Origin of the sequence: Trinickia symbiotica, assembly GCF_003028655.1 — a bacterium.
Lineage (GTDB): Bacteria > Pseudomonadota > Gammaproteobacteria > Burkholderiales > Burkholderiaceae > Trinickia > Trinickia symbiotica_A.
On the sequence record NZ_PYUC01000008.1, the window covers coordinates 193,605 to 212,980 of the forward strand.

A 19,376-nucleotide genomic window follows, 5' to 3' on the forward strand; every position below is an offset into this window, starting at 1 on the left:
CGCTTACTCGACGGCTGCCGGCGATTTGTGCGCGGCACGCGCGGGACGTTTGCCGCCCGCGAGCAACACCGTATGGAGTTGGGCGCCGAACGCGCGCACGCGCTCCATGACGGATTTATTCCGACGCACGAGGAAGTTGTAGCCGAGCACGGCCGGGACCGCCACGGCAAGGCCGATCGCGGTCATGATCAGCGCCTCGCCGACCGGGCCCGCGACCTTGTCGATCGATGCCTGCCCCGCGATGCCGATCGCGGTGAGCGCGTGATAGATGCCCCAGACGGTCCCGAAGAGCCCGACGAACGGGGAAGTCGAGCCGACCGTCGCGAGGAACGCGAGGCCGTCTTGAAGGCGATTCGAGACGCTCGTGATCGCACGCTCGATCGAGACGTCGATCCATGTGTTGCGGTCGACGGCTTCGAGCAGCGCCTCGTCGTGATGGGCGCCGGCCTCGATGGCCGTCTCGGCGATGAAGCGGAACGGCGAAGACTCGTCGAGCTGCTTGACGCCTTCGGCAAGCGATGGCGCGCTCCAGAGTTGCTCGTCGGCATGCTTCGCGCGGCGGTTCGCGCGCAGTTGCTCGAAGAACTTCGTGATCATGATGTACCAGCTGCCCATCGACATGATGACGAGCAGCCCGAGCACGAAGCGCGCGACAAAATCGCCGTTCTTCCAGAGCGCCCCGAGCCCGTAGGGGTTTGTGACGGTCTCGCCCGCGGGCGAGGCGTCGGGCGCAGCCGTGTTGTCGGCGGACGGGGCGGCGGTTTGCGGCGCCGGCGCTGACGCCGCGGCCGTGGCGGCATTCGAGGCCGACACCGCGGCGCTCGCGTCGCTGGCCTGCGCATGGGCTACGGTCGGCACGACGATACCTTCTGCGGCGGCGAAGCCGATCACGAGGCTGGCAGCCAGTGCGGTAAGGGAACGCTTTTTCATCTTCTGCTCCAATCCGGCTCACTCGATGAGCCGGTCCAAGATCGGTTGATCAATGTGCCGCCGTTGCCCGCTGTCGATAGCACGACGCAGCGGCGGCCGCGAATGCTGGGTAGGCGTTGCGCGCGTCCGATGGCGTTCGATGATCAATTGAGATTGAACGAGAACGGCACCTGGACGCGAACGGCCTGACCTTGCGCAATGCAGTTGAACCGCTTGACCGCCCGGAACGCAGCCGTATCGAGACTGTCGTGATCGGACGATTGCGCCACGTGCTCGTTGGTGATGTGTCCTTGCGGATCGACGGTGAACTCGATCACGACGTTGCCCGTATCGCCGTTTTCCTGCGCGTCTTTTGGGTAGACGATCGAGTTGCGGACCTCGTCCGAATTCGGACATACGACGCCAACCGAGGTCTGCAACGGTGCGGGCTTGGGCGCGGGCGGGGCCGGCGGCGCGGGCGGCACCGCTTTCGGCGTCTCGACCGGCGTGGCCTGATGCACGATCGTCTGCTGCGGCGGCGCCTGGACCGGCACTTCGGGCGGCGGCACGAACGGCGGGGGCGGCGGCGCGAACTTCGGCGGCGGCAGCTGCACGGGCGGAAGCGGCGGAGGCGGCGGCGGTTTGACCGGCTCGATGATCTTCGTCTCGATCGGCTTTTCGATCACGCGCACGACCTTGTTGGCAAGGCCGTTGACGAGCGCATAGACGATGACGATATGCAGCGCGATGACAGCCGCGAGGCCGCCGAAGCGGCGCGCGGGGTTCTGCTGTCTGCGTCCGAATTCGCGCGGGCGGGCGGCAAGCTCATTCATACGCGGCTCGGGACTTAGAACTTATACGTCGCGCCGATCTGCGCAAATCGCCCGATGTACGAGTACAGCGACGTGTCGTAGCCGGTCTGATCCAACGTGCCGTTCGCGAAGATCGGGTCATACGGCGGCGTGCGATTGAAGATGTTGTCGATGCCGCCGTAAATCGTCCAATGCTTGAAGCCCGTGTACGTCACCATCAGGTTGAACTGGCTGTACGAACCCACTTTGGTCGGAGCCGGCGCGGCGAAGAGGTTCTGCGCGTAAGGGCCCGTGAATTGCCACGTCAGCGCGGCGTCCCAGCGATGGTAGTTCCAATCCAGCGTGGTATTGCCGCGCCAACGCGGGAAACTGCCGCCGAACGGCTGCGTGAGCGTGAAGTTGTTGCCCGCGCCGTCGACCGGAGCCTGACCGGGAATGCCGAGGCGGTAGTTCTTGACGTACGCCCAGTCGCCCGACAGCGTGAAGGTACCCAGCGTTTTGACCGGCAGCGACTGACGGAACGTGGCTTCGAATCCGTTGGTGTCGAGGTATCCGAGGTTCTGGTACGGAATGACCTTGTACAGAAGTTGCCCCGTCGTCGGATCGATGGCGATTTGAGAAGGCGCACCCTGGCCGATGACGTTATCGATGCGGATCTTGTACCAGTCGAGGCCGAAATCGGTGTAACGGCTCGGCGAAAGCTGGAAGCCGATGTTCAGGTTGCGCGTGCGCTCGGGTGCCAGGTTCGGGTTGCCGACGGTGATCGACGTATAGTTCTGACCCGTGGCGGGGTCGACCTGGATGCCGAGCGTCTGCGACTTGCTGTCTTCGACGAACGTCGGCGCGCGGAAGCCCCGGTTATACGATGTGTACATCGTCAACGCCTGCACCGGCTGATACCGGAGCGCGAAGCGCGGCGAGAACGCGCCGCCCACGTCGGTGTAATGGTCGTAGCGGCCCGACTGGCTGAACGTCAGATTGCGCACGATCGGAATGTCGACCTGGTAATAGACGGCCGCGACATTGCGCGAACCGTTCACCGTCTGCAGGTTCGGAGTGATGACGGCACCGGACAGATACTCCGCGCCCGGCGTCAGCGCTTCGCTCTGGTGCGTGAACTGAGCACCGAAGCCGATACCGACATCGCCGGTCGGCAGGTGGAACAGGTTTGGCGTCGAAATCGTCGCGTCGATCGTGTCCAGCTTCGAGATGCCCAGCGTGTTCGCGTCCTGGTACAAGCCGTTGAGCGCGTTCGGCGTGGCCGCCGGATTCGCGAAGTTCAGCGTGCCGTTCTGATAGATATTGTTGAGCGCGGCAACGTTGAGCTGGTTCGTAAAGACGTTCGAGACCGTGTTTTGCGAGTGGCTGACCGACGTTGCCCAGTCCCAGTCGCCGTACGGCAGCGAGAACGTTCCCTTCACGCCGGTGGCGGCGCGCCAATAGTTGGAGTACGTCTTTTCCGCCACGGCGCCCGGGAACGCATAGGTCAACGGCGTCGCCGCGCCAGTGGTGTTATACGGGTTCGTGACCGGCACGACCGTGTTGAACGGCGAGAGGAGTTGCGTCTGCGGGTTCCAGACCAGCGCCGGGTTCTGCGGATTCCCGATGACGTTGTTCCACAGGCCGTCGTTGGTCGTGGTCCTGTTGTTGCTCTCGAGGAAATCAGCGAACGCCGTCGTGGTGTCGTTGATCTTGAAGTCCGCGTGAAGCTTTGCGTTGAGGCGCTCCGTCATCGGCGCAATCGACATGCTTTCCGCCGTGTTGTACGAGCAAACCGTGCCCGGCAAGCCTGCCGTCAGCGAGTTGGTCGCCGCCGGGTGCACCGAGCCGCCGAACGGGCACCCGCTCAGGGCTTGCGCGCTTCCATCGGGCATGTTCCAGTACGACGGCGCAAGCAGCGAGAAGCCGCCCGGCTTGTTCGTGAAATCCTGATTGCGCGTCGAATCGCGATCGGCGAGCGTGAAGCCGTTCGACTTGTAGTAGCTCGCGGCCACCGTGACGTTGAAGCGATCCGCGTTCAAATCGCCAAAGCCGCCGAGAATGCCGAACTTCGTCGTGCCGGCGCCGTTGCCGCCGTTGATGGCGCTGCCGTAGCTGCCATCGAGCTGCAGACCGTGGAAGTTGTGCTTGGTGATGATGTTGACCACGCCGGCGATCGCATCGGAGCCGTATTGAGAGACGGCGCCCGTCTTGACGATCTCGATGCGCTCGATATCGTTGAGCGGCAGTGTGTTCAGGTCGAAAAACGAGTCGACGCTGTTCGAGAAGAATGCGAACGGCGCGACGCGCTGGCCGTCGACCAGGACGAGCGTGTACTTCTCCGACAGACCGCGCAGCGCGATGCCGGCGGCGCCGGCCGCGAAGTTGCCCGCCTGGCCTTCGCTCCAGCTATTGGCCGAATTGGCCGAGACATTGCGCAGAAAGTCGGCGACAGTCGTCGCGCCGCTTTGCTGGATGTCTTTCGGGGTGATCGTTTGAACCTGGTTGAAGCCGACTTTGTCGGAGCTGCGGATCAGCGATCCCGTCACCTGGATGCCTTGGATCTTGTGAACCGCACCCGTTGCCGCGGCCCCCGACGCCGCAGCTGGCGCAGCGGCCGCTGCCCCGGAGGCGGCCGCCGGAGCCTCGGCTTGCGCAGCATTGGAATTCCCCGTCGCGGCGGGCTCCGTCTGCGCGAACGCCGCATTCGCACCCAATGCCGCTGTCAGCGCCATTTCCGCCCATAGGATTTTCCGTATGGCCGATCCCAAAATCGTTAGTTTCATTTCACCCCTTCTATGCCGTTGTCGCGCAGGAAACGTATCGGCGAGCAAGAGCCGTCGGCATGCCGCTGCATGCCTAGCTATTTACGTCGATCGTTCCTTACAAATTAATTAGGAGTCCTATTCAATACGCCGACATCCCCTCGCCTTCTCCATCGCGGTCTAGCTTACAAATTAATTAGGACTGCTATTCAAATAGCCGACGCCAGCGTTTCCGCTCGTTTCGCTGGCTCAACTCGAATTGCCCGGCCGCGAGATGGACGCGAACATATCAAGACACAAAGAAGGCGTCAAAATTTGTTTGATGGAATAAAAATCTGTTCAGGTGCAGTGCGCCGTTTTTCTCGCACACTTTTAGTGCACAAACAGTACAGATGGGTCTATTGACTGCGCGCCGAGGCGCATTGAGCAACGTTGTCGCGACGTGTCGTTGCGCGGACGAGCGCCCGAAATGCACCAATTTGAGGCGCGCACGTAATTTCTAGTAACAGATTAGAGGAATTGCTCGGGAACCCACCACGCCGAAGTCACGAATGCCGGATAACGACCTGCTCGCGGAGAGGGGGAATGCGGGAAGATTGGGGCGAGAGCCGGGCCGCGAAGGAGCGCGGCAGGGGCGATGTTCCGATGGATGGGCGAGCCCCTCGGCGCGAGGCTCGCCTCTGGTGAAGCTACGACGATTACTTCTTGAAGTTCGCGACGCCTTCGGTGATTTCCTTGTGTGCTGCATCGAGATCGGCCCAGCCCTCGACCTTCACCCATTTGCCCTTCTCGAGTGCTTTGTACTGCTCGAAGAAATGCTTGATCTGATCCTTCAAGTACGCGGGCACATCGTCGATCGACTTCATGTGCGCGGTCATCGGGCAGAGCTTGTCGTGCGGCACGGCGACGAGTTTCGCGTCGACGCCCGACTCGTCGGTCATCTGCAGCATGCCGAGCGCGCGCGAGCGCACGACGCAACCGGGAATCAGCGGGAACGGCGTGATGACGAGGACATCGACGGGATCGCCGTCGCCCGACAGCGTCTGCGGAATGTAGCCGTAGTTGACGGGATAGCGCATGCCGGTGCCGATGAAGCGATCGACGACGAGCAGGCCGAGTTCTTTGTCGGCCTCATACTTCACCGGATCGCTCTGCGCGGGGATTTCGATGATGACGTTGAAGTCGTGCGGCAAATCCTTGCCTGCGGGGACGTTGTTGAAGCTCATGACGTTTTCTCGACGGACGGTGGAAACAAAACGTTGACGAAGCGTGGTGACGACGGGCGGCAAAAGGCGTAAAAAACGGTGCGGCGGCCCGACGAAGGCGATGCGCGCCATTATAGCCGAGCGCATGTGACGCCCCTCCCGCCTCATTCTCTGTCGCAAACGCCCAGCTTCCATGCCCGGCACGGCGCGCTTTCGCATGCCTGCTTTCGTTGCATCCGCCTTTCAATGTCTGCGGGCATTCCCGTAGCTCACGCCACTTCGGCGCTGATCGGCGCGATAATTGCCGCTCGGTTCTACCTTTCCAAGATTTCCAAGAGGAGGAGCCTGCATGGAGGAAGTGAAGCATTTCATCGGCGGACAGTGGGCAGCGCCGTCGAATCACGAGACCATCGATGTGGTCGATCCGGCCGACGGCTTGCCGTTCGCGCGGATTGCGCGCGGCAGCGCCGCCGATATCGATGCGGCCGTCGCCGCGGCACGCACGGCGTTCGAAGGCGACTGGGGCGCCTTGAGCGCCGCCGAGCGCGGGCGTCTGCTCTTCCGTCTTTCGATGCTCGTCGCCGCCTGCCGCGACGACCTCGCCGAACTCGAAGCGCGCGACACGGGCAAGCCGCTGCGCGAGGCGCGTGCCGATGCCGCCGCGCTCGCGCGCTACTTCGAGTTCTATGCGGGCGCCGCCGACAAACTGCACGGCGAGACCATTCCCTATCAAACCGGCTACACCGTTCTCACCGTGCGCGAGCCGCACGGCGTCACGGGCCACATCGTGCCGTGGAACTACCCGATGCAGATTTTCGGGCGCAGTGTCGGCGCGGCGCTCGCGGCCGGCAACGCCTGCGTCGTCAAGCCGGCCGAGGACGCCTGCCTCTCGCTGCTGCGCGTCGCCGCGCTTGCGGCCGAAGCCGGTCTGCCGGCGGGCGCGCTCAACATCGTCACGGGCTACGGCACCGAAGCGGGCGCGGCGCTGGCGCAGCACGCCGGCATCGATCACATTTCGTTCACGGGTTCACCGCAGGTGGGCGCGCTCGTCGCGCGTATGGCCGCCGAGCATCATGCGCCCGTGACGCTCGAGCTCGGCGGCAAGTCGCCCCAAATCGTCTTCGCCGACGCCGATCTCGATGCGGCGATGCCGGCGCTGATGTCGGCCATCCTCCAGAACGCAGGCCAGACGTGCTCGGCGGGCAGCCGATTGCTGATCGAGCGAGCGATCTACGAGCCGCTCGTCGAGCGGCTCTCGGCGGCATTTTCCGCGTTGCGCACGGGGCCGGCACGCCTCGATCCCGATTGCGGGCCGCTCATCAACGCGAAGCAACGGCAACGCGTCGCGCAGTTCATCGACGAGGCAAAGCGCGACGGCATCCGCATCGCCGCACAAGGCACGGTCAGCGCGGAAGCACCGACAGGCGGGTTCTACCAGCCGCCGACGCTCCTTGCCGATGTTCCGCGCACGCATCGCATCGCGCGCGAGGAGATTTTCGGGCCCGTGCTCGCCGCCTTGCCATTCGAAGATGAAGCCGATGCGGTCGCGCTGGCGAACGGCACGGCTTACGGGCTCGTGGCCGGCGTCTGGACACGCGACGGCGCGCGCCAGCTGCGGCTCGCGCGGCGCCTGCGCGCCGGCCAGGTCTTCATCAACAACTATGGCGCCGGCGGCGGCGTCGAACTGCCGTTCGGCGGCACCGGGCAATCGGGCTACGGCCGAGAGAAAGGCTTTGAGGCACTTTACGGGTTCACGGTCCTCAAAACGATCGCGATTCGCCACGGATAGCAACGGTTTGCGACACACGAGACGCGCGGCACCCCGAATCAACAAGCCAGACGCAAGAAAGAAAACCAGGAGACATCCCGATGAGACTGCAAGGCAAGACGGCCATCGTCACGGGCGGCGGCTCGGGCTTCGGCGAAGGCATCGCGAAGACGTTCGCGCGTGAGGGAGCGAACGTCGTCGTCAACGATCTCAACGGCGCCGCGGCCGAACGCGTGGCGAGCGAAATCGCGCTCGCCGGCGCGCGTGCGATCGCCGTTGCAGGCGACGTCACGCAGCGCGCCGATTGGGACACCTTGCGCCAAGCGGCGCTCGAGGACTTCGGCACCGTGCAGATCGTCGTCAACAACGCGGGCACCACGCATCGCAACAAGCCCGTGCTCGAAGTCGCGGAAGCCGAGTTCGATCGCGTCTTCGCCGTCAACGTGAAAGGCATCTACTGGAGCGTGCAGGCGTTCGTCCCCTACTTCCGTCAGCAAGGGGGCGGCGTCTTCGTCAACATCGCGTCGACGGCGGGCGTGCGGCCTCGCCCCGGCCTCGTCTGGTACAACGGCAGCAAGGGCGCCGTCATCGTCGCGAGCAAGGCGCTCGCCGCCGAGCTCGGACCGGACCGCATCCGTGTGAACTGCGTCAACCCGGTCATGGGCGAGACGGCTCTGCTCACCGAGTTCATGGGCGTGGAGGACACGCCCGAGAATCGCCGGCGCTTTCTCGCCGGGATTCCGCTCGGCCGGTTCTCGACGCCGCAGGATGTCGCCAACGCCTCGCTCTTTCTCGCGTCGGACGAGGCCGAATTCGTGACCGGCGTCTGCCTGGAAGTCGACGGCGGCCGCTGCGTCTGAGGCCCCCGGCCGCGGCTTCAATGTGGCCGCGCGCTCGGGAGGAGACATCTCAGACGACGTTCATCGCGAGCGCGCTCGCACGGTAATGCTCGTTCGCGCGGTTTGTGTCGCCCAGCTCCTCGAAAAGCCGCGCGAGCGCGCGATGCGTGCGGATCGTCAATGCTTCATTGTCGTTCGAGAGCCGCAGCGCCCCTTCGAGGAACGATTGGGCCTTGCCCCAGAGCTGCTGTTTCAGGCACAGACGGCCGAGCGTGAACAGCAGGTCGGCATCGTCGGGCCGCGTCTTGTGCCACGCCTCGGCCTTCTGGATCAGCGGCAGGGCATCCCCCGCCACGGCGTCCGGGTAGCGGCGCAAAAGCCGCGCGTCCCAGTTGTGCTGCAGCGCGTCCTCGATGATCTTGCGCCCCTCGTCGTGCCGGTTCAGCGCGATCAGCAACTCGGCCGCGAGATCGGCGAGCCGCGGCGACTGCCGCTCGGTCGCCGATAGTGACTGCCAGAGCGCGAGCAAGGCTTCGGCATCGTGACGCCGGTCGCGCAGCAGATGCTCGGCGGCCTGCTGGCGCAGCCGCACCGCGACGGCCGGATGGATCGCCTCGCGCTTTTCGAGCGTCTTCACGAGCTTGAGCACTTCGCCCCAGTTCTTCGCCTGCTGGTGTGCACGCAGCGCGATCTGCTGCGCGTGAATGCGGCGCGCGCCCTGCGACTGCATTTCGGTCAGCGCGGCGAGCGCCCCATCGGCATCGCGGCCGTCGGCGCGCATGTCGGCGCTCGCCATCAGTCGCGCGTCCTGCCAGTCAGGCGCGTCGATGGCCGCTAGCCATTCATCGCGCCGCGTGTACTCGCGCATCCGATGCGCGGCGCCGGCCGCGATGAGATTCGCCGCGCCCTTGTTCGCGTCGTTCGAAAGGGCTTCGCGCGCGGCCTTCTCAGCGCGCGAGAACCGTCCCGCATAAAGATTGCCGATCGCTTCGCGCAACGCCGCATGCGCCTTCGCTGTGCGCGAGCGCGCCCGGTAGGCCGCCACGCGTTGCGGCATCATCCAGACGTTGCGGACGATCCGCGTGAGCGCATAAAGCGCGACGAAGATCGCCACGATCGCGACCACGAAGAAATTCAGCGAAACGTCGATGCGATACGGCGGATAGACGATCAGCACCTGGCCGGTGTCGAAGCGTCCCACCGTCGCGAGCAGTGCCGCCAGCACGAACAAGAGCGCGAGCCACAAGAGTCCCCTCACCGCCATCGTCACCCCCCGGCCTTCGCGTTATGTACGGCTTGCAGGCTCGCGTTGATGTCGGGCGCCTGCACCGATGCCGCACCGTCGCCGACTTGCTTCAAGAGCTCGCGCACGGTGCCGGTGCTTTTGGCCGAACCGTCGAAGTAGCGCGTAAGCGCCGCGTCGGCCGCCTGCAGATCGGACTTCAGCGTCGTCTGATCGCGCGAGAGCAGCGCAATGCGCGCCGACAAGAGCCGCAGTTTCAAGTTGTCGCGCACGAACCGGCCCTGATCGGGTGAGGCCAGCATCGCATCGGCATTGTCGATTCGCCGCACTGCCACGACGCTTCTCAATTCGGCGCCGACCGCAGCCGAAATCGTTCGCCACCAGGCTTTCCAGCGCGGTTCGCCCGCCGCGGCCGAGCTCGCCGTCGCGGGGGCCGCCGTATTCGGCGCCGCGTGAACGACTGGCGCTTCGCCGGCGAGCGGCAGCGAGTCGATCCGCGCGATCGCATCGTCGAGCTTGATCGCAAGGCCCGCGAGGTCGACGGACGGCACACTCTTCAGCTTGTCGATGTCTTGCGCAATCGCGCGGCGCACGACGAGCGCCTGCGGGCTCGCCAGCGCCGCGAGCCGCGCATCGGCGCTTTGCAGCGCCGCGAGCGCGAGCTGCGTATTGCCCGTGAGCTGCAACTGCTCGCTCGCCGCCGACAGCATCTGCTCGACTTCCGCGAACGTCCAGTCGTCGCGATTGCGCGCGAGATCGTCATATTGCTTCTGCAAGGCCTGCTGCGCCGTCTGCGCATCGGCGAGCTTGCCCTCGAGCTGCGAGAACTGCCCGCTCATCTGATGCACGGACGCAAGTGCTTCGTCCATCTTCAAGCGCAGCTCCGCCGCCTGCGTGTCGAGCGCCTGCTGGCGCGCGGCCATACGGGCATCGAGCCGGTCCATCTTGCGGTTGAGCGCGTAGGCGCCGATGCCCGTGGCGATGGCGACGAGCACCACGACGAGCCATAACAGCACGCCACCGCCGCGGCGCCGCGGTTCGTCATAAGGAAACGGGACATTGGGCGGCAGCGGCGGCACGGCCGACGGCGGCGGTGGAACGGTACTGGGTGAATCGTGGTTCGAATCAGTCATGCGCGAATGAGCCGAGGATGAGGCGTGAGCCGGTTGATCGAGGGATGCGCGAGACGATGCCGACAAGCCGCGCAACGCCGTAGCGATACGCTCGTCGCCGGGGCCGGATGGCGTAATCCTATCAAAACCCAATTCCCGCGCCGTCTCGGCGATGCGCGGGTGCGGGACGACGAAAGGGGCGCTCGCAAGCGCCGCCCGCTCCGTTTTGGTCAGATGCGCTCGCGCGAGCACCGCGAGGTTGCGCACCCCCTCGGAGCTCGTCAGCAGCCACGCGTGTGGCGTGCCTGCGAGCAGCGCGCGAATGCGCGACCACGCTTCGGACGACGGCTGCGGGACCACGCGGCGATAGGCGGCGACATAGTCGACCTCGGCGCCCGCCTCGCGCAAGCGATCGGCGAGCCATTCGCGGCCGCCGTCGCCGCGCACGATCAGCACGCGGCGGCCCGCGAAGCCCTTTACGCCGAATCGGGCCACGAGCGCGGCCCAAAGCGCTTCGGAATCGAAGCGCGTGCCTTCGTCCGTGCCCGCCGACCCATTGGCGTGCTCGGCGCTGGTCGCCGCTTCGTTGCCGGGGAGCGCGCCGAAGTCCTGTTCGCCTCCGCTCGAACCGGCCTCGCCGCGATCGGCTCCCTTCGGACAGAGGACTTCATACACCGGCGTCGCGATGCCGTGCCGCGCGAGCGCGGCGATGCTGCCGGGGCCGACCGCGCCGACGGGGATGCCGCGCGGCCACGCACGGTCCAACCGGGCGAGCGCGTGATCGATCGCATTGGGCGAAACGAAGACGACGAGCCCGTAAGTTTCGAGCGCCGCGAGCGCGGCGCGAAGCGGCGCATCGTCCTCGACGGCCGAGATCCCGATGAGCGGGAACTCGAGGACGGCCATGCCGTCGCGGGCCAGCCGCGCCGCGAGTCCGGCCGACTGACCGGCGGGACGCGTGAGGACGGCCGTAAACATGGCGCCGGTCAAACAGCCGACTCGCCCGGCCGCTGCGCCGCGAGCACAGCGACGATCTCGCGCGCCCCTTGCGCCTCGAGCGCGCCTGCTACTTCACGGCCGAGCGCCTGCGCCTCGTCGGCGTCGGCAACGTGTGATTCGGCTTCGGCCGCGGCGATGCGCGAGCCATCGGGCATCGAGACACGGCCCGCCAGGCGCAAAACGCCGCCGTCCCAGCGCGCATAAGCCGCAAGCGGCACGTCGCAACTACCGCCGAGCGCGCGCGACACGGCTCGCTCAGCCGTGACCGCAAGGGCCGTCGCCTCGTCGTTCAGCGGTGCCAGCCAAGCCGAGAGCTCGGGTCTGCCTGAGCGAATTTCGATGCCGAGCGCCCCTTGCCCCGCCGCCGGCAAGCTGTCGGCCGCGTCGAGGTAGCCGCGGATGCGCGCACCGAGCCCGAGCCGCTTGAGGCCCGCGGCGGCGAGAATGATGGCGGCATAGTCGCCGCGATCGAGCTTCCCGAGCCGCGTGTCGAGGTTGCCGCGCAGCGGCTCGACGGCGAGATGCGGATATCGTGCGCGCAGCATCGCCTCGCGACGCAGGCTGGACGTGCCGACGACGCTGCCGGGCGGCAACGCATCGAGCGCCGCATAGGCGTTCGAGACGAACGCATCGCGCGGATCCTCGCGCTCCATGATCGCGGCGAGCGAGAAGCCGTCGGGCAACTCCATCGGCACGTCTTTGAGCGAATGGACGGCGAGATCGGCGCGACCGTCGGCGAGCGCATTCTCGAGCTCCTTCACGAAGAGCCCCTTGCCGCCCACCTTCGAGAGCGTGCGATCGAGAATGCGATCGCCACGTGTCGTCATCCCTAGAATTCGCACGTCGCAAGATGGATATAATTTGTGCAGCGTGTCGCGCACGTGCTCGGCCTGCCACATCGCGAGACGGCTCTCGCGCGAGGCGATGACGAGCGTGGCGGGTGGCGCGCAATGATGCGTCTCGGAATTCATCGACAGATACTTCGAATGACGGGATCGAACATCGAAGAATGGTAGCACGCACGCCTTGCCCCATTTTTCGCGACGGCCGTGATGCCGCCGCGCTTCACTGAGGAAACCCATCGTGACGTCCCCCGGATCGGCGCGCGCTGCCCGCCGCACTAACGATGCATTGCCCGTTTCAGCGACCGTGCCCCCCGCTTCGTCAGGCGCGCTCGTGCCACCGAAGCCCGCCAGCCGCGGTCGCGAAGACAAGGATCAACCGCTCTTTCAGGACATCCGCTACCTCGGCCGCCTGCTCGGAGACGTCGTCCGCGAGCAGGAGGGCGACGCTGTCTTCGAGGTCGTCGAAACGATTCGTCAGAACGCCGTGAAATTTCGTCGCGAGGACGACAGCAGCGCCGCGCTCGCGCTCGAGAAGCAATTGCGCGCGCTCACACCCGAGCAGACGGTGAGCGTCGTGCGGGCTTTCAGCTACTTCTCGCATCTCGCCAACATCGCCGAGGATCGTCATCACAACCGGCGCCGCCGCATTCACGCGCTGGCGGGATCAGCGCCGCAGGCGGGCACGATCGCCTACGCGCTCGAGCGGTTCGCGCTCGCGGGCACCATCGACGGTGAAGCGCTGAAGCGTTTCTTCGACGACGCATTGATCGTACCTGTGCTGACGGCGCATCCGACCGAAGTTCAACGCAAGAGCATCCTCGACGCCCAGCACCAGATCGCGTGGCTGCTGGCGGAGCGCGACCAGCCGCTGACCGCACGCGAGCGCGCTCGCAACGAGGCCCTGTTGCGTGCACGCGTGTCGACGCTCTGGCAGACCCGCATGCTGCGCGACTCGCGGCTGACCGTCGCCGACGAAATCGAAAACGCGCTTTCGTATTACCGGGCGACGTTCCTGCGCGAAATTCCGGCCCTTTATGCCGACATCGAAGAGGCGCTGGCCGAACGACATCAGCTCGAAGGGCGTCTGCCGCCTTTCTTTCAGATGGGCAGCTGGATCGGCGGCGATCGCGATGGCAACCCGAACGTGACCTCGGAGACGCTCGAGCATGCGCTGAGGCGCCAGGCCGCCGTCATCTTCGAGCATTACCTCGAGGAAGTGCATGCGCTCGGCGCCGAGCTTTCCGTGTCGAACCTGCTCTCGGGCTGCAGCGACGAATTGAAGGCGCTTGCGCAGGCGTCGCCCGATCAATCGCCGCATCGCGTCGACGAGCCCTACCGGCGTGCCCTGATCGGCATCTATACGCGGCTCGCGGCAAGCGTGCGCGTGCGGCTCGGAGAAGGCACCGTGCCGTTGCGAGGCGTGAGCCCCGGCGTGCCGCCCGTGCGCGCGACGCCGTATGCGGATGCCGCGGAATTCGCGCGTGATCTGAACGTCCTGATCGATTCGTTGAACGCGCATCACGGCGAATCCCTAGTCGGCGCGCGGCTCGCCCCCCTCGCGCGCTCGGCCGAGGTCTTCGGCTTTCACCTCGCGAGCATCGACTTGCGGCAAAGCTCGGACGTGCACGAGGCCGTGATCGCCGAACTGTTCAAGCGCGCGGACGTCCACGACGACTATGCGTCGCTGCCCGAGGCCGACAAGCTGAATCTGCTGCTCGCGGAGCTCGAGCAGCCGCGCCTCTTGCGCTCGGCTTATCTCGAGTACTCGCCGCTCGTTCGCAGCGAGCTCGGCGTGCTCGAGATGGCGCGCGTCGTGCGCGAGCGCTTCGGCGCGCGCGCTGTGCGCAACTACATCATTTCGCACACCGAAACAGTCAGCGATTTGGTCGAGGTCCTGCTGCTGCAAAAGGAAACCGGGCTGCTCGAAGGCACGCTCGCCGGCAAGCACGCGGGCGCGCGCAGCGGGCTCATGGTGATTCCGCTTTTCGAGACGATTCCCGATTTGCGCAACGCGCCCGTCATCATGCGCGAGTACTTCGGGCTGCCCGGCGTCAAGCCGCTGATCGCGCACCAAGGGAGCGAGCAGGAAGTCATGCTCGGCTACTCGGACAGCAACAAGGACGGCGGCTTTCTTACGTCGAACTGGGAGCTTTACCGCGCCGAGCTCGCGCTCGTCTCGCTCTTCAAAGAGCACGGCATCAAGCTGCGCCTCTTTCATGGCCGCGGCGGCACGGTCGGGCGCGGCGGCGGCCCGACCTATCAGGCGATCCTCTCGCAGCCGCCGGGCACGGTTGAAGGTCATATTCGCCTCACCGAGCAAGGCGAAGTGATCGGGAGCAAGTTCAGCAACCCCGAGATCGGCCGGCGCAACCTCGAGACGGTCATCGCGGCGACGCTCGAGGCATCCCTGCTGCCGCACGGCAACGCGCCCGCGACGAACCTGCCCGTCTTCGAAGAGACGATGCAGGCGCTTTCCGACGCGGCGATGAGCGCCTATCGGGCGCTCGTCTATGAGACGCCGGGCTTCACCGAATACTTCTTCTCGTCTACGCCGATCGCGGAGATCGCCGAGCTCAACATCGGCAGCCGCCCGGCCTCGCGCAAGCTGCAGGATCCGAAGAATCGCCGCATCGAAGACTTGCGAGCCATTCCGTGGGGCTTCTCGTGGGGCCAATGCCGGTTGTTGCTGACGGGCTGGTACGGCTTCGGCAGCGCGGTCGCCGCGCACCTCGGGGGCGCCTCCAGCGAAACCGAGCGGACGCGGCGCCTGTCGACGCTGAAGAAGATGTACAAGACCTGGCCGTTGTTCTCGACGCTGCTTTCGAACATGGACATGGTGCTCGCCAAGACCGATCTCGCCGTGGCCTCGCGCTACGCGCAACTCGTCGAGGACAAGAAGCTGCGCAAGCACGTATTCGAGCGCATCGTCGCAGAGTGGGAACGCACGACGCAGGCACTCGAACAAATCACGGGCAAGGAGGAACGGCTCGCCGACAATCCGCTTCTCGCGCGCTCCATCAAGAACCGCTTCCCGTATCTCGATCCGCTCAACCACTTGCAGGTCGAGTTGCTCAAGCGCCACCGCGCGGGGGATACGAACGCGCGGTTGCGCCGCGGGATCCATCTGACGATCAACGGGATCGCGGCGGGGTTGCGGAATACGGGGTGAGGGTGCAAGTCTTCGCTCAGGACGGAAAAGCCGCCCAAAAAGGGCGGCTTTTTCATTGTGGTTGAGCATGCTGGAACGAAGAGAGACCGCCTAGCTTGCCTCGATCATCGCGACATCGATCATGAACGACCCGTCGGGTTGTACGCCGAAATACTCGCGCACTTCGTCGGGCGCGTTGGACCACAGTGAACGGATCGCCGCGGCGCGCACCTCGGGAGTTCGCATGCGTGCGACCCACTGGTCGAACTCCATCCGCAAGCGCCAGTTCTCGCGAATGCTCGCGGTGAACCCGGCACCCGCGAAAAACGCGATCCACTCATCAGCGCCATAGTTGCGCACGTGCGAACCGTCTCGCAACACTTCCGCCGCCTGCAAGTGCGTGTCGAAGAGGGGATGCGCCGCGCTCACGACATCGATGAAGATTGCTCGCCCGCGTGGCTTGAGCACCCGCCGCACTTCCGCCAGCGCACGCGGCACGTCGTGCCAATGGTGCGCCGAAAAGCGGCTCACCACCCAGTCGAACGAGGCATCGGCAAACGGCAATGCCTCGGCCGGGCCCTCTTCCGTCGTGACATTGGCAAGCCCGCGCTCGCGCGCCGCGAGAACGACGGTCGCAAGCATTTGCGGCGCGATGTCGTAAGCCATCACCGATTGGGCATGCGGCGCGACGGCAAAGCTGACGTGGCCCGCCCCGCATCCGAGGTCGAGCACCTTCGCATCAGGCGTCGACGCAATCTCGGCAGCAAGCGTCGCCAGATCGGCACCGCTCGCATGCGTAGGGCTCGCCAAATAGGCAGCGGCCGTCGAGCCGAAGGCATCGGCGACTTGATCGTGTTGTTTCATAGGTTCCTCCAGAAAAGTCGGTGACGCTAGCCACGCGAGCAGCGATAGTTGTGTTGGGCGACGCCCGTCACGCGGCGCGGAAACCTGCCATCGACCGAGTCCGCATAACCGTGATCCAAGCGATGCGCTTGTCGCTACAATAGAGTCGTCACAGTACCGGTACAAGACAACCAGTTATCCTGGTATCAAAGCCACCCGATTATCGTCAGGAAATCGCCATGGCTTGCGCTTCGATCTGTTTGGCTTTTGGTTTCTGTTTTGGCATTCGCAACGAGAAAAACGATGGCTAGCCCACCCACCACCCGCAACCGAGCGGCGCCTCCCGCTCCGGCCAACGCCACCCTCGCCGGGCGCTCAGCAAAGGCGCGCGCCTCGAAAGCCACACCGATCACCGATACTCCGGCACGCGCGCTCGGCGAGTTCATCCGTGCTCATCGCGAGCGTCTGTCCCCGCTCGCCGTCGGCCTGCCTCCCGGACCACGGCGGCGCACGCCGGGGCTGCGTCGCGAAGAAGTCGCGCAGCTTTGCGGCGTCAGCGCGACCTGGTACACGTGGATCGAGCAAGGCCGGCCCGTGTCCGCCTCGGCCGAGGCGCTGGCGCGCATCGCAGTGGCGCTGCAGCTCTCGCGTGCCGAACGCGCTTATCTTTTCGAGCTCGCGGGCGAACGCGATCCGGCGGAGCCCGCGCTGGCCGCCGCCGACGCGCCGGCTACGCTGATCGCGACCGTCGATCACCTCGACACGCCCGCCTACGTGCTCGATCGCCAGTGGAACGCGCTGGCTTGGAACAGGCAGGCGGCCGAGCTCTTCGTCGGCTGGCTCGACGAGCCCACCGGGCCGGACGATGGATCCGGCAAAGCCCAAGCGCCGGCCCACGACCGCAATCTGCTCTATTTCGCGTTTCTGGAGCCCGCCGGGCGCAGACTGATCGTAGATTGGGAAACGCGTGCGCGACGGTTGGTCGCCGAGTTTCGCGCCGATTCGATTCGTCACCTCAACGACGCGCCGACACGCGCATTGATCGACACCCTGGCAGCCGAAAGCGAAGCGTTCGCTCACTTCTGGGCATCGCAGGACGTGGGTGTTCGCGAAGGCGGCGCGCGCGAGTTCGATCATCCCCGCGACGGGCGCATCGTTTATCACCAGATCACGTTCAAGCCCGCTCATCGCGAAGACTTGCTGCTGGTCGTGCTGATTCGACGCTGATCGCGGCGCGGGCGAACGTTGTCAAGCGCGGTTAAGATAGCGGCCGACAGTGGAGATCAGCCCCTTTAATGCCGACGACCGCAACGAGCGGCTTTCTGGCGATCAGGATTCCGACGAAACTGCGCGCCATGCCGCCCTTTCACCCTTCCCGATGACGACGCGTCTGCCCCCCGAACCCACGCCGCGAGACCTCACGGCGCTGCTTGCGCGTGTCGCGCTGAAGGACGCCGGTGCGTTGCGCACCTTATACGATTTCACCGCCGCGAAACTGTTCGGCGTCGCGCTTCGTATATTGAGCAGGCGCGAATGGGCGGAGGAAGCATTGCAGGACGGATTCATCAATATCTGGCGTTACGCCGGCGACTATCGGGAAGACCTCGCCGCGCCGTTGACCTGGATGACGGCGATCGTCCGCAATCGCGCCCTCGATTTCCTGCGCCGGCAGAAAACCGGACGGGCCGAAGCCGTCGAGCGGGAAAGTGCGGAAGGGATGAACTCGGCTGGCGGCGGATCGACGATCGCACTCGAGGACTGGAGCGAATCGTTCGAGGAATTGCTGCCCGGTGACGAGCGAGATCCCGCCGAGTCGGCGCTCTTGAGCGAAGCGGCGCGGCAACTCGAGATTTGCATGAAGAGGCTCGATGCGAACCAGAGGCAGGCCGTGGCGCTTGCCTACCTGCGCGATCAAAGCCACGGCGAGATCGCGCAGACGCTCGACGTGCCGCTCGGCACCGTCAAGTCCTGGGTACGCAGAGGCCTCGAGAAACTGAAAATTTGCATGGGAGGCCAGTGAGATGGATCTGCACCGGTATCCCGATCTGATCGACCGGTTAGCCGGCGAGTACGCGCTCGGCGTGCTGCGCGGCGGCGCGCGCCGCCGTTTGGAGCGGCTCGCGGAAAGCGATCCGGCCGTGCGCGCCGCCATCGACACGTGGACCGCGCGAATCGGAGCGCTCGCCGAGCTTGCGCCGGCAATCGAGCCGCCTGCGAGTGCGTGGCGATCGCTCGAGCGCCGGCTCGGCCTGTCTTCGGCAAACGCGGCGATAGAGGACCAGCAGCAAGCCCGTGGCGGTACCGCAACGTCGATTCTTGGCCAGCGCCGAAACCCGCGTTGGTTCGAGAGCCTGTCGTTCTGGCGCGGCTGGTCGATTGGCGCGACAGGGTTCGCACTCGTCGCCGCCGTCGTTCTCGCCTGGACGGTGCGTCCGTTTGCTCCGGCCACGGCGCCCACCGTTTCGCCTGGTGCGGTCAACGACGAAGTCACCACCGCCACCGGCCGCCCCATTATCGAGCGCGTCTCGTATGTCGCCGCCCTCGCCGACGTGAAGACGAACAAGACGATGGTGTTCGTCATGTGGGACGACGAAAGCGCGATGATGAGCGCGCACCGGATGAGCGGCGGCGACGCTCCGCCACCAGGCAAATCGGAGCAGCTTTGGGGAATCCCCGAGCACGGACAGCCCGTATCGCTCGGCATGCTGCCGCCGGGTAAGATCATTCATATGAAAGTGCGCGGAATGAGCGCATTCGTGAAGCTTGCCGTGTCGATCGAGCCGCCGGGCGGCTCGACGAGTGCCAACGGTCCGAGCGGCCCCGTCGTTTGCACGGGTAAGCTGATGTCGACGGCTTGAGCGCGTCTTCGTCTTGACGAATCGCGCCGCCTGGCAACCCCGCGTTGCGCG

General features: G+C 65.6%; 14 protein-coding genes. 6 read left to right on the forward strand and 8 right to left on the reverse strand.

Features of this window, described 5'->3' with window-relative positions; all coding sequences use genetic code 11:
• Positions 1 to 3: 3 nt before the first annotated feature.
• The 4 genes from C9I57_RS17420 to ppa all read right to left on the reverse strand — a co-directional run bounded on the left by C9I57_RS17420 (position 4) and on the right by ppa (position 5,691).
• Positions 4 to 930 (reverse strand): MotA/TolQ/ExbB proton channel family protein, encoded by a 927-nt coding sequence (locus tag C9I57_RS17420; RefSeq protein ID WP_107152066.1) that lies wholly within the window; start codon positions 928 to 930, stop codon positions 4 to 6.
• A 143-nt stretch (positions 931 to 1,073) separates the two neighbouring features.
• Positions 1,074 to 1,742, reverse strand: a complete 669-nt coding sequence (locus C9I57_RS17425; RefSeq protein WP_107151888.1) for an energy transducer TonB — start codon at positions 1,740 to 1,742, stop codon at positions 1,074 to 1,076.
• Between the two features lie 14 nt (positions 1,743 to 1,756).
• Positions 1,757 to 4,486, reverse strand: a complete 2,730-nt coding sequence (locus C9I57_RS17430) for a TonB-dependent receptor (RefSeq protein ID WP_107151889.1) — start codon at positions 4,484 to 4,486, stop codon at positions 1,757 to 1,759.
• A gap of 677 nt (positions 4,487 to 5,163) precedes the next feature.
• Positions 5,164 to 5,691, reverse strand: coding sequence for an inorganic diphosphatase (ppa, locus tag C9I57_RS17435; RefSeq protein WP_107152067.1), 528 nt, complete (start codon positions 5,689 to 5,691; stop codon positions 5,164 to 5,166).
• A gap of 328 nt (positions 5,692 to 6,019) precedes the next feature.
• Between ppa and C9I57_RS17440 the strand changes: the two genes are divergently transcribed.
• Entirely contained in the window at positions 6,020 to 7,459 is a 1,440-nt protein-coding gene (locus C9I57_RS17440; RefSeq protein WP_107151890.1) for an aldehyde dehydrogenase family protein, read from the forward strand.
• 80 nt (positions 7,460 to 7,539) lie between these two features.
• The gene (locus C9I57_RS17445) at positions 7,540 to 8,298 is read left to right on the forward strand and encodes an SDR family oxidoreductase (RefSeq protein WP_107151891.1); all 759 of its coding nucleotides are present in this window, start codon (positions 7,540 to 7,542) and stop codon (positions 8,296 to 8,298) included.
• A gap of 49 nt (positions 8,299 to 8,347) precedes the next feature.
• On the opposite strand, the gene C9I57_RS17450 is transcribed toward C9I57_RS17445, so the two are convergent.
• The 3 genes from C9I57_RS17450 to hemC are packed head-to-tail and all read right to left on the reverse strand — an operon-like array spanning position 8,348 to position 12,602.
• Positions 8,348 to 9,541, reverse strand: a complete 1,194-nt coding sequence (locus C9I57_RS17450; RefSeq protein ID WP_107151892.1) for a heme biosynthesis protein HemY — start codon at positions 9,539 to 9,541, stop codon at positions 8,348 to 8,350.
• Between the two features lie 2 nt (positions 9,542 to 9,543).
• Positions 9,544 to 11,610, reverse strand: coding sequence for a fused uroporphyrinogen-III synthase HemD/membrane protein HemX (gene hemDX / locus C9I57_RS17455; RefSeq protein WP_107151893.1), 2,067 nt, complete (start codon positions 11,608 to 11,610; stop codon positions 9,544 to 9,546).
• An 8-nt stretch (positions 11,611 to 11,618) separates the two neighbouring features.
• A complete protein-coding gene (hemC, locus tag C9I57_RS17460) occupies positions 11,619 to 12,602 on the reverse strand; it encodes a hydroxymethylbilane synthase (protein ID WP_107152068.1) in 984 nt (327 codons plus the stop codon).
• A 112-nt stretch (positions 12,603 to 12,714) separates the two neighbouring features.
• Between hemC and ppc the strand changes: the two genes are divergently transcribed.
• Positions 12,715 to 15,645 (forward strand): phosphoenolpyruvate carboxylase, encoded by a 2,931-nt coding sequence (ppc, locus tag C9I57_RS17465; RefSeq protein WP_440130216.1) that lies wholly within the window; start codon positions 12,715 to 12,717, stop codon positions 15,643 to 15,645.
• A gap of 90 nt (positions 15,646 to 15,735) precedes the next feature.
• On the opposite strand, the gene C9I57_RS17470 is transcribed toward ppc, so the two are convergent.
• Complete coding sequence (locus tag C9I57_RS17470; RefSeq protein ID WP_107151894.1) at positions 15,736 to 16,488, reverse strand: class I SAM-dependent methyltransferase; 753 nt, start codon at positions 16,486 to 16,488, stop codon at positions 15,736 to 15,738.
• A 282-nt stretch (positions 16,489 to 16,770) separates the two neighbouring features.
• Between C9I57_RS17470 and C9I57_RS17475 the strand changes: the two genes are divergently transcribed.
• The 3 genes from C9I57_RS17475 (at position 16,771) to C9I57_RS17485 (ending at position 19,325) form a co-directional block, all read left to right on the forward strand.
• Positions 16,771 to 17,694: a helix-turn-helix transcriptional regulator gene (locus C9I57_RS17475; protein WP_107151895.1), complete on the forward strand. Its 924-nt coding sequence runs from the start codon at positions 16,771 to 16,773 to the stop codon at positions 17,692 to 17,694.
• 151 nt (positions 17,695 to 17,845) lie between these two features.
• Positions 17,846 to 18,487: a sigma-70 family RNA polymerase sigma factor gene (locus tag C9I57_RS17480; RefSeq protein WP_440130220.1), complete on the forward strand. Its 642-nt coding sequence runs from the start codon at positions 17,846 to 17,848 to the stop codon at positions 18,485 to 18,487.
• A gap of 1 nt (position 18,488) precedes the next feature.
• Complete coding sequence (locus C9I57_RS17485) at positions 18,489 to 19,325, forward strand: anti-sigma factor (protein ID WP_107151897.1); 837 nt, start codon at positions 18,489 to 18,491, stop codon at positions 19,323 to 19,325.
• Positions 19,326 to 19,376 lie beyond the last annotated feature (51 nt).

Coding starts and splice junctions, on each gene's coding strand:
- C9I57_RS17420 (WP_107152066.1), bottom strand. CDS start 930: ATGAAAAAGCGTTCCCTTACCGCACTGGCTGCCAGCCTCGTGATCGGC.
- C9I57_RS17425 (WP_107151888.1), bottom strand. CDS start 1,742: ATGAATGAGCTTGCCGCCCGCCCGCGCGAATTCGGACGCAGACAGCAG.
- C9I57_RS17430 (WP_107151889.1), bottom strand. CDS start 4,486: ATGAAACTAACGATTTTGGGATCGGCCATACGGAAAATCCTATGGGCG.
- ppa (WP_107152067.1), bottom strand. CDS start 5,691: ATGAGCTTCAACAACGTCCCCGCAGGCAAGGATTTGCCGCACGACTTC.
- C9I57_RS17440 (WP_107151890.1), top strand. CDS start 6,020: ATGGAGGAAGTGAAGCATTTCATCGGCGGACAGTGGGCAGCGCCGTCG.
- C9I57_RS17445 (WP_107151891.1), top strand. CDS start 7,540: ATGAGACTGCAAGGCAAGACGGCCATCGTCACGGGCGGCGGCTCGGGC.
- C9I57_RS17450 (WP_107151892.1), bottom strand. CDS start 9,541: ATGGCGGTGAGGGGACTCTTGTGGCTCGCGCTCTTGTTCGTGCTGGCG.
- hemDX (WP_107151893.1), bottom strand. CDS start 11,610: ATGTTTACGGCCGTCCTCACGCGTCCCGCCGGTCAGTCGGCCGGACTC.
- hemC (WP_107152068.1), bottom strand. CDS start 12,602: ATGAATTCCGAGACGCATCATTGCGCGCCACCCGCCACGCTCGTCATC.
- C9I57_RS17470 (WP_107151894.1), bottom strand. CDS start 16,488: ATGAAACAACACGATCAAGTCGCCGATGCCTTCGGCTCGACGGCCGCT.
- C9I57_RS17475 (WP_107151895.1), top strand. CDS start 16,771: ATGGCTAGCCCACCCACCACCCGCAACCGAGCGGCGCCTCCCGCTCCG.
- C9I57_RS17480 (WP_440130220.1), top strand. CDS start 17,846: ATGACGACGCGTCTGCCCCCCGAACCCACGCCGCGAGACCTCACGGCG.
- C9I57_RS17485 (WP_107151897.1), top strand. CDS start 18,489: ATGGATCTGCACCGGTATCCCGATCTGATCGACCGGTTAGCCGGCGAG.